General features: G+C 61.3%; 10 protein-coding genes (1 of these 10 running past the window's edge). 5 read left to right on the top strand and 5 right to left on the bottom strand.

Annotated elements, in window-relative coordinates; translation table 11 throughout:
• Positions 1-162 precede the first annotated feature (162 nt).
• Entirely contained in the window at positions 163-1,083 is a 921-nt protein-coding gene (locus RHSP_RS14030; RefSeq protein ID WP_004117960.1) for a YncE family protein, read from the top strand.
• Positions 1,084-1,272: 189 nt separating this feature from the next.
• Here the strand turns inward: RHSP_RS14030 and RHSP_RS14035 are convergent, their stop codons facing one another.
• Complete coding sequence (locus RHSP_RS14035; protein ID WP_037151831.1) at positions 1,273-2,859, bottom strand: aldehyde dehydrogenase (NADP(+)); 1,587 nt, start codon at positions 2,857-2,859, stop codon at positions 1,273-1,275.
• A gap of 250 nt (positions 2,860-3,109) precedes the next feature.
• On the opposite strand from RHSP_RS14035, the gene RHSP_RS14040 reads away from it, so the two are divergent.
• The gene (locus RHSP_RS14040) at positions 3,110-4,624 is read left to right on the top strand and encodes a mechanosensitive ion channel family protein (RefSeq protein ID WP_004117965.1); all 1,515 of its coding nucleotides are present in this window, start codon (positions 3,110-3,112) and stop codon (positions 4,622-4,624) included.
• Between the two features lie 192 nt (positions 4,625-4,816).
• Here the strand turns inward: RHSP_RS14040 and RHSP_RS14045 are convergent, their stop codons facing one another.
• Positions 4,817-6,346 (bottom strand): S10 family peptidase, encoded by a 1,530-nt coding sequence (locus RHSP_RS14045; protein WP_037151835.1) that lies wholly within the window; start codon positions 6,344-6,346, stop codon positions 4,817-4,819.
• Between the two features lie 196 nt (positions 6,347-6,542).
• Between RHSP_RS14045 and RHSP_RS14050 the strand changes: the two genes are divergently transcribed.
• Positions 6,543-7,274: a dienelactone hydrolase family protein gene (locus tag RHSP_RS14050; RefSeq protein ID WP_004117969.1), complete on the top strand. Its 732-nt coding sequence runs from the start codon at positions 6,543-6,545 to the stop codon at positions 7,272-7,274.
• An 81-nt stretch (positions 7,275-7,355) separates the two neighbouring features.
• Here RHSP_RS14050 and RHSP_RS14055 read toward each other — a convergent pair whose 3' ends face one another.
• Positions 7,356-8,042, bottom strand: a complete 687-nt coding sequence (locus RHSP_RS14055; protein ID WP_037151839.1) for a cysteine hydrolase family protein — start codon at positions 8,040-8,042, stop codon at positions 7,356-7,358.
• 245 nt (positions 8,043-8,287) lie between these two features.
• On the opposite strand from RHSP_RS14055, the gene RHSP_RS14060 reads away from it, so the two are divergent.
• Positions 8,288-9,178 (top strand): amino acid ABC transporter substrate-binding protein, encoded by an 891-nt coding sequence (locus RHSP_RS14060; protein WP_004117973.1) that lies wholly within the window; start codon positions 8,288-8,290, stop codon positions 9,176-9,178.
• A 201-nt stretch (positions 9,179-9,379) separates the two neighbouring features.
• On the top strand, positions 9,380-11,941 hold the full coding sequence (locus RHSP_RS14065; protein WP_004117974.1) for a GcvT family protein: 2,562 nt from the start codon (positions 9,380-9,382) through the stop codon (positions 11,939-11,941).
• A 141-nt stretch (positions 11,942-12,082) separates the two neighbouring features.
• Here the strand turns inward: RHSP_RS14065 and RHSP_RS14070 are convergent, their stop codons facing one another.
• Together RHSP_RS14070 and RHSP_RS14075 are read right to left on the bottom strand one after the other, a co-directional pair.
• Entirely contained in the window at positions 12,083-13,273 is a 1,191-nt protein-coding gene (locus RHSP_RS14070; RefSeq protein WP_037151843.1) for a DUF418 domain-containing protein, read from the bottom strand.
• Positions 13,266-13,719 carry the 3' portion of a TetR/AcrR family transcriptional regulator gene (locus tag RHSP_RS14075; RefSeq protein WP_004117980.1) on the bottom strand. It continues 161 nt past the right edge of the window, so the window shows 454 of its 615 coding nt (coding positions 162-615); its start codon lies beyond the right edge, outside the window; the stop codon is at positions 13,266-13,268. The genes RHSP_RS14070 and RHSP_RS14075 overlap by 8 nt, the downstream gene beginning before the upstream one ends.

A 13,719-nucleotide genomic window follows, 5' to 3' on the forward strand; every position in this document is an offset into this window, starting at 1 on the left:
TTGACGGGGGCATCGCTGCGGCCGCGACGTCCAGACCCTTGAAGTTTGCTGCGGCGCGGCAGATGTTCATTCTGATCGCAGCGGCGAATGATGCTGTCATCAACCGATGCCATGATTGCCGCGCTGTGATCCGCAGATCCGCCCCTTTGAAAGGATGCTCTCATGTCAGAAGCAGAAGCACGGACGCCTGCCACTTCCACCGACAAGACCGAAAGACTGTTCTTCCTCGATATCAACGACGGACGCATTCTCTCCTCCGCCATCGACGGCACCGATCTCAAGCTCATCGTCCAACGGCCGGGCCGCAGCCCGGACGGCATTCTCGTCGACAGCGAGAACGGCTGGATCTACTGGACCGAGATGGGCAACGACTACAACGCCCATGACGGCTCCATCGAGCGCATGGACCTCGACGGCGGCAACCACATCACATTGATCCCGCCAGGCAGCACGCTCGTCACGCCGAAGCAGATCCAGCTCGACCGCGACAACGGCAAGCTCTATTGGTGCGACCGCGAGGGTATGCGCGTCATGCGCGCCAACATCGATGGCAGTGATATCGAAACCCTGGTGCAGAATGGCGACAGCCCGGAAGACAGCGCCGATATCGAACGCTGGTGCGTTGGCATCGCCCTCGACCTGCCGCTCGGGCAGATCTACTGGACCCAGAAAGGGCCGCCGGATGCCGGCCTCGGCCGCATCTTCCGCGCTGGCATCAATATCCCGGCCGGCGAAACCGCCACCAATCGCAGCGACATCGAGACCTTGCTCGACAAGCTGCCGGAACCGATCGATCTTGAACTCGACCTTGCCACCCGCACGATCTACTGGACCGATCGCGGCAATCTTCCGCGCGGCAATACCGTCAACTGCGCCCAGATGGACGATATCGCCGCAACGTCAGAAGTCGTCCTCGAAGGCCTGGACGAAGGCATCGGCCTCTCGCTCGATCTGCCTGGTAATCGCATGTTCTTCACCGATATCGGCGGCAATCTCTATTCCGCCAGACTCGATGGCGCGGGCGAGCGAGAACTCCTGCACCATGCCGGCTCGTTCACCGGCATCGTCTACGCGGTGGTTTGAGGTTTCCAGTCGTCTTCAAGTCGTGGGATTGCCCCTCACCCTAGCCCTCTCCCCGTTTTAACGGGGAGAGGGGATGATCCCCTCACCAAAATAAGTAGTTGAAGCGAAGGCTGTGGGTGCGTCTATCCCCTTCTCCCGTTCTGACGGGGAGAAGGGGGCCGGCAGGCCGGATGAGGGGCACTTTAGCACTCAGTTACCCTTGCGCACGCCATCCAGCAGATGCGGCAGCGACTTGACGCCATCGTCTCGCAGCTCGGCCGGCAGCAGCCCTTCCGGCAGGTCCTGATAGGAGACCGGGCGCAGGAAGCGGCGGATGGCAAGCGTGCCGACCGAGGTCGTGCGGCTGTCCGACGTAGCCGGAAAAGGCCCGCCATGCACCATGGCATGGCTGACTTCGACGCCGGTCGGCCAGCTATTGGCAAGGATGCGCCCGGCCTTGCGCTCCAGCACCGGCACCAGCTTGGCGGCCGTGACATAGTCATCCGCTTCGATCTGCAGCGTCGCGGTCAGCTGGCCCTCGAGCTTTTCCGCAACGGCGATCATCTGCTCGATGTCCTTGCATCGCACCAGCAGGCTCGCGGCGCCAAAAACCTCATGACCCAGGCGCTCGTCGGCCAGGAAAGGCTCGACGCCAGTCTCGAAGAAGATGCCGGGGCTGCGGTTGACGCCTTCGGCCGGCGCGCCATGAGCGACGGTCTTGACCGCCTCATGCTCCGCCAATGCCGCAACGCCCTTGTCGAAGGCGGCATGGATGCCCGGGGTCAGCATCGGCGCCGGCGCGCGGCCCGTCAGGGCATCGCTGGCAGCCTCAACGAACCGGTCGAGATCTGGGCTCTCGATCGCGAAGAGCAGGCCCGGATTGGTGCAGAACTGGCCGGCACCGAGCGTCAGGGAATCGATGAAGCCCGTACCGATCACCTCGGCGCGTGCAGCGAGCGCGGCGGGGAAGAGGAAGACGGGATTGACGCTGCTCATCTCGGCATAAACAGGGATGGGCTCAGGCCGTGCCGCGGCGATCGCGCCGAGCGCCATGCCGCCGCCACGCGAACCGGTAAAGCCGACAGCCTTGATGCGGGGATCGCGCACCAGCGCCGCGCCGGTTTCGTTGGCGCCGGTCAACAGCGAGAATGTGCCTTCCGGAAGACCGCAAGCGGCAACGGCGGCGCGGACAGCGCGTCCCACAAGTTCGCCCGTACCCGGATGGGCAAGATGACCCTTGACGACGACCGGGCAGCCGGCGGCGAGCGCCGATGCCGTATCACCGCCTGCAACCGAGAAGGCGAGCGGAAAGTTGCTGGCGCCGAAGACGGCGACCGGGCCGAGCGGGATCTGACGTAGGCGCAGATCGGACCGCGGCATCGGCTTGCGCTCCGGCAAAGCCGGATCGACGCGCAGATCGAGCCACTCGCCCGAGCGGACGACCTCAGCAAACAGCCGCAGCTGGCCGACGGTGCGGGCACGCTCGCCCTGCAGACGCGCGACCGGCAGGCCGGTCTCTTCCGTCGCCCGCTCGATCAGCACATCGCCGATCTCCATGATATTGTCGGCAATCTTTTCGAGGAATGCCGAGCGTTGTTCCGGGCTGGTGGCGCGATAGACGTCGAATGCCTGGGCCGCCAGTTCACAGGCCTTTGCCACGTCGGTCTCGCCGGCAATCGCAAAAGCCGGCTCCAGATCGGCACCCGTTGCCGGGTTGATGGCACGCGCGGTTCTGTTGTCACCGGTCGAATCCGCGCCGATCAGCAAATCGCCGTTAATCACAAAAGACTGTGTCATGGATGTTCCTTGATGATGTCGAAGCACCGGAAGGTGCACTCGCGGGAGCAGATAGCAGGATGGGATGACAGATGTAAGATGATAATCGTCATCTAATTATCAAGGTTGACGAAACAAGATCGAGGCGCCAGCGACCTTTGGGCGCAGCTTCACGGGAGACGAAAGCAGGCAATCCATCGCCATATGGCGTTGCGGCCGCTTTCGTGCCAATTTAGCGTCCATCCGAAAGACTGAGTGCGGCCAAGCCCCCATGACCATTGCACTTCTTGGTGATCCGATTGTCCAGTTCTGCGTTCTGGTCGTCATCGGCACATTCGTCAGCCGCATCATGCTGCGTCATCAGCGCGCGGGGCGCCTGATCGGGCAAATCATCTTCTTCGTTTCCCTGACCGTGCTTCTGCTCTATCACGGCATCATCCCTTACGAGCCGAGCCCACCGCAGGACTCGGTGACGCTGCGCACCTTCACAGGTGTTGCCAAGATCATATGGTGGGTCAACGGCGCCTGGGTGCTGATCGCCTTCGTGCGCCTGTTTCTGATCTTCGAACGCAAGCCCCGCGAGGGCCGACTGCTGCAGGACCTGATCGTCGGCATCATCTATCTCGGCGCAATACTCTCGATCATCGGCGATGTCTTCAGTGTTCCGATCGGCACGTTGATCGCGACATCGGGCGTCTTCGCCATCATTCTCGGTCTTGCCCTGCAAAGCACGTTGAGCGACGTTTTCTCCGGCATCGCGCTCAATCTCGGCCGTCCCTATTCGGTGGGCGACTGGATCGTGCTCGAAAACGATGTCCAGGGCCGCGTCGTCGAAACCAATTGGCGGGCGACGCATTTGCTGAACGGCACGAACGACCTCGTGGTCATCCCGAACAGCGTCCTTGCCAAGACGCGGCTCACCAACCTTTCTTCGCCGGAAGAAAGCCACGGCGCGACGGTGACGGTGCGCGTTCAGCCGACGACACTTCCGCGTGTTGTCGCCGATCTCATGCAGAACGTGCTGATCAGCTGCAATTCAATCCTGAAGGTGCCGGAGCCCAGCGTCGCCATCATCTCCATCGACGGGCAGGCGCTTGAACTGCTGCTTTCGTTCCGCGTCCGCGATATGTCGATGACGATGACCGCAAAAAACGAGATCTACGATCTTCTCTACCGCCACTCGAAGGCGGCCGGTTTGAAATTCGCCGGACCTCCCGGGACGATCACGGTCGCCGCGGAGCACGCAACCGAAACGCCCGCCGATCAACAGCACGGCCCCGGAACGCCATGGCGGCTGGTCAGCAACATCCCGCTCTTCTCATCGCTGACCGAGGACGAGAAGGAGCATCTGGCGTCGCACATGCAGCGCCGCACCTATCGCAAGGACGCGGTCATCGCCGAACAGGATGCCAAGCTTCGCGCGCTGACGATCGTCCGGTCGGGCGTGGTCAGCATCACCCGCCGCGAGGGGCATCGGCAGATCGAGCTCACACGCCTCGCTCCCGGCGACTATTTCGGAGAGAGCGGTCTGTTGATGGGATCGGGCGAAGTCGGGACTGTTCGCGCCTTGACCTTCGTCGTCACCTATGAAATCGGCGAGGACTGCCTGTCGCCGCTGCTGCATGACCGGCCGGCCCTTGCCGAGGAGCTGGGTGCCATCATGGCGAAACGCATCGAGGCCGAGCACCATCTGTTTGCCAGCACCGACGTGCTGGTCAACGGCGCTCCCGTCAGCTCGCTGAGCTCGCGCATCAAGCATCTCTTCCAGCTGCAACAGCACGACTAGGCCGCATCCTCCGTTACGCAAGGGCAGCCCGGACGTCGAGGCGCCGCGCCGCAGATGCATAACGCTCGGTTCCACGACACCGATGCCGAGCCCTTAGAACAACTCCAGGAAAAATGCGTAGCGGTTTTCCTGGAGTTGCTAGAAAACAAAGAGATAGAGCGGTTCAGAGTTTCCGTGAAAAGCGGAAGCGCTCTAGTTCGACTTCGCCGCCGGCGCAGCCTGGCTTTGTGCCGCAAAGAACGCCTTGGCATCCATGGTGAACTGCTCGCGCGATGTCGGCCTCGTGTAGAACATATGGCCGCCGCGATAGAGCTTCAGCGCCACGCGATCGGCAAAGGCCGCCGGCATATGGTCGAGCACGTATTTGTTGACGCCGAAGGGAATGACGAGATCGCTATAGCCTTGCCCGACCATCAGCCGGAACGAGGGTGACAGCGACAGCAGCTCCTTGAGGTCGTCGGTGACGCCGGCGCTGAGGCGCGAGCCACCGTCTCGGCCGCCCCATTTCCATTGCCTGTTCACCGATGTCGACAGGAGCGTGTAGGTCATGTCGGTGCGGAAGCCGAGTTCATCGCGCGCATAGCTCGAAAAGGCGCCGCCATAGGCACGGACGAAGCCATCGAGAATAGGGTCACCGCCACGCTCGGAATCCGACTGCGGATAGGGATCGGGCGCCAGCAAGGAGGCATCGTAGGCGCTTGCCACTTCACCACCGCCGCCATCTGAGTGTTTCTGATAGACGCTGCCGAGAAACCCCTGGCTCCTGGCAACGATATCCTCGGGGATACCTGTCAGTTTCGCCACCCGAGCGTAGAAGGCCCTGCCGGCGTCTCCGGAGGGCGGCCGACCGGCAAGTGCCGGCAGATATTCGTTGAGAGCGAAATACTCTGCGGCCTGAACCGCCTTATCGCTGAGCGCGTTTTGCCGCTCCAGCTCGGCTGCAGCCAGCGAAGGGAGCATCAGGGCAGCGCCAAGCGCATCGTTGCTGCCACCGAAAACGAGCCGGCCCTCGAGCAAGGGCGAGAGCATGACGATGCCCGAAATCAGTATGCCCTGATCCTCGCGCAGGCTGTTGGCGACCTTGACCGAACGGAAGCCGCCATAGCTTTCCCCGAGAATGTATTTCGGCGAGGCCGCGCGGCCATTATGGCCGACATAGAGGGCAATCGCCTTGGCAAGGCTCTCGGCATCGCTCTCCACGCTGTAGAAGTCGTTCGCATCGTCCGGCTTCACCGTCCGGCTCCAGCCAGTGCCGATCGGATCGATCAGGACGAGATCGGTAAAATCGAGCCAGCTCTGAGCATTGTCGATCAGCTTGGCATTGGCGCCATCGCGGCCATCCGGACCGAAATCGAGAATCTTCGGCCCGACGAGACCGAGATTGAGGAAGGCCGCTGCGGCGCCCGGTCCACCATTGAATACGAAGGTGACGGGTCGGCCGGCATCGCGATTCTTCGCGACATAGGCGGTATAGAAGATCGCCGCGCTGCGCTGGCCATCCTGCCCGAAAAGATCGAGCGTACCGGCCGTCGCCGTATAGGCGATGCTCCTGCCGCCGGCATTCAGCACATGGTCGCTCACCGCATCTGGCGGCAACAGCGAAAGAACACCGGCATGGCCATCCGCCGCCGGACGGGACTGCTCGGGCGACGCCGCAAAAGCCGGCATGGACATCAACGAGAAAGCCAATAGAAAGCCCGGAACCATCTGGCGAAGAGACATCGGAATTACCCTCCAAACGTCCGGCCATACTATGTCACCGAAGGCAGGCACGGAAACTCAAGACATATTGATCGGCGATCCGTCGGTCGCATCATTTTCAGCGCGCGATGCTATTGAGCCCACACCAACCATTTGCCAGTCTGGCGGCAGCCTCGGGAAACCATTCCGACAACAGGAAATCGCAAGGAATACGACGATGAAGCAGGACATCGACATCAAGACGGCCGACGGTATGGCCAAAGCGGCCGTCTTCCGCCCCGACAACGGTGCCTCAGCCGGGAGCGGCGTGATCTTCTATATGGATGCCATGGGTCCGCGCGCCTCGCTTTACGAAATGGCGCAGCGGCTCGCCGATGCCGGCCATATCGTGCTGCTTCCGGACCTCTTCTATCGCTTCGGCGCCTATGGCCCCTTCGACGGCAGCGCCTTCGGCAATCCGGCATCGCGGGAGACGATCATGACGATGCTACGCGGAACGACGCAACAAATGACGAGAAACGACAGCGCCGCCTTCCTCGACGCGCTGTCCGCCGCAGGCGCTAAGGGGCCTGCCGGCGTGGTCGGTTATTGCATGGGTGGGGCTCGCGCGCTGACGGCCGCTGCCGCCTATCCCGACCGTATCGCAGCGGCAGCCAGCTTCCATGGCGGCAATCTCGCCAGCGAAGCGGAAGATAGCCCGCACCGCCTAGCGGCCGATATCAAGGCGCGCGTCTATGTCGGCGCTGCCGGTATCGACAACAGCTTTCCGCCGGAACAATCCGCCCGTCTCGCCGAGGCGCTGCGCACCGGCGGCGTCGACCATATCATCGAAAACTATGTCGGCATGTCGCACGGATGGACGGTGCCAGACCATGGCGTCTACGACGAGACCGGTGCCGAAAGGCATTGGAAACGTCTGCTGAACCTGTTCGACGAAGCCTTGGCATAGGCAGACGACATCGACATCGCGCTGCCATATCGAAAGCGGGAAGTCTCCCCTCAACTCTCGGGCTACGAAACGGCAACCGAATCAGAATTTGATCTGCCCGACGCTGGTCAATGTCGTCTTCTGCGAAACGCCGGGTGCATTGACCATGTGCCAGGCCACATATTGCTCGCCATAAAGTTCGGTGGACGACATGCCGTCGACGGGCAGCACGATGTTCATGCCGTTCAAAGCGGCATCCGTCGCCGTATCGAGAACAGCACCTTCCGAGGCCGTGCCAGTGACGATGACGGTCTTGATGCCCTTGTCGGCGAGAATGCTGCGCAGATTGGTGCCGATGAATTTGTCGGCCCCGGACTTGACGATCGGCTCGCTCGCCAGAGGCGCCAGAGCCGTTGCGATATCCTGCGGCTGGCCGGCGCCGGCCAGGCTGAAAACGACAAGCATCTCTTTGGCCCGCGCCTGATCGAGCAGGGTTTTCACCTTGGGCACGGAGGCGAGGCAACGCGGCTTGCTTTTCGCGTTGCACGGCCCTTTGGTCGGATCCTGCGCGCCGTTGAAATCGAGGAGCAGCAATGCCGTCGTCTTCGGATCGATGGTGACGGGCTTCAGATCCGGCGGAGCAGGCGGTTTCACCTTATGCCACTCGTCGATGATCGTCTGCGCCATCGCCGGCGAGGCCAGCTCCGGGCTGAATGCCGTACAAAAAGCTGCGAAACAGGAACTGAAGGCAAAGACCGCTTTCCGGGTCGTGGCACTTGGCTGTCGCATCACGTTCGTCTCCTGTGCAAGCGTTCCCATGGGTAGACAACCCTGCAGGATAGATAGGCCGGAAATCGCGGCAGGGTAACGAAACTCTTCGTGATACCGGGAATGGCAAATATAACGACGATACGGCTGCTACCCTTGTTCGACCAGCAACTGCCCGAGACAATCCATCGTTGACAAACGTCAGCCAGACCATAATCTGCGCTTAAGCCTTTGCGATCGCCACCATTCTCCAGGAGATCATGACCATGCTGGCGAACTGCATGAGACGATTGATTTTGGCAGGCATTGCTCTTGGCCTCTCAGCCTATGCAGCCACGGCCGCCCAGACGCTCGATATCGTCGCGCAAAAGGGCTTAATCCGTATCGGCTATATCAACGACGAGGCGCCATTCTCCTTCAAGAAGAAGGACGGGAGTCCCACCGGCTATGCCGTCGATCTCTGCGGAAAGATCGCCGACGCCGTCGGCCGCAAGGTTACCGGCCTGAAGCGAGATTATGTCGAAATGACCCTCGCCGACGGCTTCAATGCCGTGAAAGACGGCCGCATCGACCTCCTCTGCGGCGCCTTGACCATCAATCTCGCCAGACGCCAGAGCGTCGATTTCTCGCAATCGATCTTCCTGACCGGCGCGAGCGCCCTGCTGCGCAAGGATTCGCCCGACTATCTGATGGTGCTTTTCCTCGACAAGCGGCCGACCCTTGCCTCCAACAAGCAGGCGCCGGCAAAGAGCACGATCGGTGTCCGCTCCGACACGACCACCGGCGCGACGCTGCGCGAGGCGCTCGGACCCGACGTGCCGCAAACACGCATCGAGAATTTTGCCACGCATCAGGACGGCGTAGCCGCCCTCGAAAGCCGGAAGATCGACGCCTATTTCGCCGACCGCGCCCTGCTCTTCGATCTCGCTTCCCATGCTCACAAGCCATCTGCGCTTGCCATTGGCAATCGCCTCTTCACGCACGAACCCTATGGCATCGCGCTCAGGCAGGATGACTCGGCCTTTCGCCTGCTTGTCGATCAAACACTGACAGAAACCTACCAGTCGGATGATTTCGCCAAGCTGCTGACCACTTATTTCGGCGAAGAAGGCCCGATCTTGCGCCGCGAGATCATGATGCAATCGATCCCGCAATAGAGCGGCACGTGCTTGGCGAAGGCGATAGCGTCGCCTTTGCGACATGGCGACAAGCGATCATCGGCAAGGCCTCCTGCCGTTTTCCATGGTGGATGGCCCGCCGGTCGTCGTGCAAGCATCTTGAATATGTCGTAGACAGGCTCTGGTCGCCGCCGCACACATCATAAAATCCGCCTCCAGTATCAATCAGGGTCGCACGCAATGGCAGTATTTCCTCAAAAGGCGAAGGTCGTCATCATCGGGCTTGGCGGTATCGTCGGCGCATCGATTGCCCACCATCTGATCGAGCGCGGCTGGGACGATATTGTCGGCATCGACAAGTCCGGTATCCCCACCGATATCGGCTCGACAGCCCATGCCTCCGACTTCTGTTACACCACCAGCCATGATTTCCTCTCCTGCTGGACGACACTCTACTCCATCGATTTCTACGATAAGCTCGGCCACTACGCCCGCGTCGGCGGCCTGGAAGTCGCCCGCGTCGGCGATGACGACCGCATGGCGGAAATCAAGCGCAAGGTCACGTCTGGCAAGGCCTTCGGCACGCGCGTGAGCCTCATCGAACCCGCCGAGATCAAGGAAAAATTCCCGCTGATCGAGGAAAGCATGGTTCAGGGCGGCATGTGGGATCCGGATGCCGGCCTCGTCATTCCCCGTTCGCAGACCGTTGCCGGCAAGCTGATCGACCAGGGCGAGAAGAGCGGCAAGCTCCTCTCCTTCGCCAATACGCCCGCCCAATCCCTGATCGTCAAGGACGGCCGCATCACCGGCGTCGTCACCCATCGCGGCACCATCGAGGCGGAATATGTCATCGTCTGCGCCGGCCTCTGGGGCCGCTTGATCGCCGAAATGGTCGGCGAAGACCTGCCGGTCATGCCGGTCGACCACCCGCTGACCTTCTTCGGCCCCTATAATGAATTTGCCAATACGGGCAAGGAAATCGGCTTCCCGCTGATGCGCGATCAGGGCAACTCCGCCTATATGCGCGACACCGGCGATCCGAAGACCGCCGAAGGCGGCCAGATCGAATGGGGCTACTACGAAGAGAAGAACCCGCGCCTCTGCCATCCTCGCGATCTGCTTGAAAAGCACGAAGCCCGTCTCTCGCCCTCGCAGCGCGATCTCGACATGGAGCAGATCATCGAGCCGCTCGAACGCGCCATGGAACTGACACCGATCCTCGGCGAACTCGGCTACAATGAAGGCCATTCCTTCAATGGCCTCCTGCAGGTCACCACCGACGGCGGCCCGTCCGTCGGCGAAAGTCAGAAGGTTCGCGGGCTCTGGTACTGCGTCGCCATCTGGGTGAAGGACGGCCCCGGCTTCGGCAAGCTCGTTGCCGACTGGATGACAGACGGCCGCACGCCGATCGACCACAACAGGATCGATTACTCCCGCTTCTACCCACATATGCTGGAAGAGAGCTTCATCGAAGGCCGCTGCACCGAAGCGGCCCAGAAGATCTACAATCCCGCCGTTCATCCGCGCGAACCCTATGCGACCGGCCGCAATGTCCGCCGCTCGCCCTTCTATGAGCGTGAAAAGGAACTCGGCGGCTATTTCATGGAACTCGGCGGCTGGGAGCGCGCACACGGCTATGCCGCCAACGAGCCCCTGCTGGAAAAATACGGCGATCGCATCCCGGTGCGTGAAAACGAATGGGACAACCGCCATTTCTGGCGCGTGTCCAATGCCGAGCATCTGGCGCTGAGCGAAGATTGCGGCATCATCAACCTCTCGCATTTCGCCATGTACGACATCGAGGGTCCCGATCATGTCGAGCTGCTGGAATGGCTCTGTGCGGCCAAGATCGGCGGCGACGCCAATATCGGCAAGGGCATCTATACCCACTTCCTCGACGACGAGGGCATGGTGCGTGCCGATTTTACCGTGATCCGCATGGCCGACCGCTGCCGCCTCATCGACGGCGCCGATGCCGGCCCGCGCGATTTCCACTACATGCGCCGTGTCGCTCAGGATAAGGGTTTCGACGTCACCATCACCGATGTCACCGAACGTTATGTCACGATCGGCATCTGGGGACCGAATGCCCGCACCAACCTGCAGAAGGTCGTCGAAAGCCCGGAAAACCTCTCGCACGAGAACTTCCCCTTCGCCGCGATCAAGCAGATCCGCATCGCCGGCAAGAACGTCACAGCGTTTCGCATCTCCTATGTCGGCGAGCAGGGTTGGGAACTGCATATGGCCTATGGTGATGCGCTGGCCGTCTGGGATGCGCTGCGTTCGACAGGCGCTATCGCCGTCGGCGTCGAAACCTATGCCAACAGCCGCCGCATGGAAAAGAGCCTCCGCCTGCAGAATGCCGACCTGCTGACGGAATATAATCTGCTGGAAGCCGATCTCGCCCGCCCGAAGGTCAAGGAGGCCGATTTCCGCGGCAAGGCGAAGCATCTCGAATATCGCGCCCGCGAGCATCAGCCGGCCATGCTTTGTACCCTCGTCGTGACCGATAATATCGACTCCAACGGCGTTGCCCGCTACCCGGTCGGCATCCTGCCAGTCATGGACCCCGAAACCGGCGAAACCCTGGTCGACGAACTCGGCCGCCGCTCCTTCACCACGTCGATCGCCTATGGCCCGACCATCGGCAAGAACATTGCGCTTGCCTACCTGCCCTGGTCCCATGCCCAGGAAGGACGCAAGCTCAAGGTCGAATATTTCGGCGAAACCTACCCTGTCGAAGTTGTCGGCGTCGGCTACAAGCCGCTCTACGACGCCGAGAACCTCAAGCCGCGCAGCTGATCCTTCCGCTGCGCAAGGCCTCAAGGCCACATGAAGCCAAAAAACTGCCCGTTTGGTCCCCAGACGGGCAGTTTCATTTTCCGGATAGCAGCGATCCCCGATTGAGGGGCGAAGAGCGGTTAATGGATGGTGCGCACGTCCTTAGAGATTGCCGCTTCCGCTCGAATCCCATCGGGGCCAATGACCAATGGTCACAGCGCGAAGCAGCCACTCCACGGGCCCGTAATTGAAACGCCGAAGCCACCAGCGGCTAAGAAGAAGCTGGAGGCCGAAGAGGACGACGGCCACAACCAGCGTCATCGCGAAAGACAGCTTGCCGATCAGCCCGAAGCCATAACCGTGAAAGATCAGGGCACAGACAATCGATTGCATGAGATAATTCGACAATGCCATGCGCCCGGCGCTAGCCAGATAATCGCGCCAGCTACCCATTCGGCCGGAATCCAATGCCATCAGCACTCCCGCGATGATGGCACCCGTCAGGAATGGCGATGTGAGAACGGAAAGCGCCAAGCCCGCCGTTTCCAGTGACGTACCCGGAGCAAATTGCGTAGCACAGGCGTAGGCAACGCCGCCGGGCAGCCCAACCGCCAATCCCCAGCAGATCGAACGAACCAGATATGGCCGATAGAGATCGCGATTCTGCAGCAGCTTTCGCTGCCCGAAAACGAAGCCGATAAGGAACATGGCCAATGCACAGGGGGCTTGAAGCAGCAACAGCATCGGCAGGAATGACGCCATATCCTCTCCGTGCTGCCCCATGATGGAAATGGGCGTTCCACGATAGGCGGCGAGCGCCGTTTGCGCGTGGTCTATTATCAGAGCGCTATCGTCCTGATCCGGCGCACTCCATTGAAGAAACGCGAGAGCGAACCAAAGCACCGCGGTCACGACGACGAATGCGGCCGCAAGGCGAATCTTGAAGCCGCCACGCACCTCTCTCAAGGCGAGGAGCAGCAGGCCGAGAACGGCGTACGTGGTCAATATGTCGCCGTGAAACAGAACGAGCGCATGAATGGCCCCGATGAGGAACAATCCCGCTTGCCGGCGCAGCATGCGCGGCAGGAAAGCCACATCCGCCTTTTGCGCCGATTGCATTTGAAGCGTGACGCTGTAGCCGAACAGGAACGAGAAGAGCAGGTAGAATTTCAGCTCGAAGACGGCTGAAATCACGAAAGCCAGAACAGCATCGAGCGACGACCATCCATCCGTTGCCGGAAGACCGGTGCCATAGTAAACCGAGGAGAATGCGAGGATATTGACCTGCAATATCCCAAACAATGCAAAGCCGCGCAACGCGTCGATATTGGTAATGCGATCACGGTCACGCATCGGGGGTTTCCCCGCTGATGCAAAGAATGTTGCGAATGATGGTCCGGAGCGAATCGCGCTCTCCGGCGGGATCGAAGCCGGCATCGATCGACACGCGGTTGAAAATCCCGTCGATCACGATCATCAGAAATCGGACGGCATGTTCGAGCGGGACCACGAGCTTAACTTGGCCACGCTCGGCCGCGCCGTTCAGAAGCGCGGTCAGGCCTTTCGCGAGGAGCGTGTCGGCGGCGGCATTGAGCGCGCCGACATCGTCGTCCCGCGTTGCTTCGGCCGCGATCTCCAGTATCAACCGCCTCTCCTGCCCGTCCGCGGCCAGATGCAGAACGACATCGAGGAACTCCAGCAGCGCCGCCGACAGATCCGCCCGCTGAAGCAGCTCGCCGATATAGGTCGCCGTCTGGCTCGTCTGTTGGTGGACGACGGCGAGGATGATCGCCTTCTTG

The organism is Rhizobium freirei PRF 81, from assembly GCF_000359745.1.
Classification (GTDB): domain Bacteria; phylum Pseudomonadota; class Alphaproteobacteria; order Rhizobiales; family Rhizobiaceae; genus Rhizobium; species Rhizobium freirei.

What these genes read in the sequence shown, in the direction of transcription:
- RHSP_RS14030 (WP_004117960.1), top strand. Translation starts at nt 163, where the DNA reads ATGTCAGAAGCAGAAGCACGGACGCCTGCCACTTCCACCGACAAGACC.
- RHSP_RS14050 (WP_004117969.1), top strand. Translation starts at nt 6,543, where the DNA reads ATGAAGCAGGACATCGACATCAAGACGGCCGACGGTATGGCCAAAGCG.
- RHSP_RS14055 (WP_037151839.1), bottom strand. Translation starts at nt 8,042, where the DNA reads ATGCGACAGCCAAGTGCCACGACCCGGAAAGCGGTCTTTGCCTTCAGT.
- RHSP_RS14065 (WP_004117974.1), top strand. Translation starts at nt 9,380, where the DNA reads ATGGCAGTATTTCCTCAAAAGGCGAAGGTCGTCATCATCGGGCTTGGC.
- RHSP_RS14035 (WP_037151831.1), bottom strand. Translation starts at nt 2,859, where the DNA reads ATGACACAGTCTTTTGTGATTAACGGCGATTTGCTGATCGGCGCGGAT.
- RHSP_RS14070 (WP_037151843.1), bottom strand. Translation starts at nt 13,273, where the DNA reads ATGCGTGACCGTGATCGCATTACCAATATCGACGCGTTGCGCGGCTTT.
- RHSP_RS14045 (WP_037151835.1), bottom strand. Translation starts at nt 6,346, where the DNA reads ATGTCTCTTCGCCAGATGGTTCCGGGCTTTCTATTGGCTTTCTCGTTG.
- RHSP_RS14040 (WP_004117965.1), top strand. Translation starts at nt 3,110, where the DNA reads ATGACCATTGCACTTCTTGGTGATCCGATTGTCCAGTTCTGCGTTCTG.
- RHSP_RS14060 (WP_004117973.1), top strand. Translation starts at nt 8,288, where the DNA reads ATGCTGGCGAACTGCATGAGACGATTGATTTTGGCAGGCATTGCTCTT.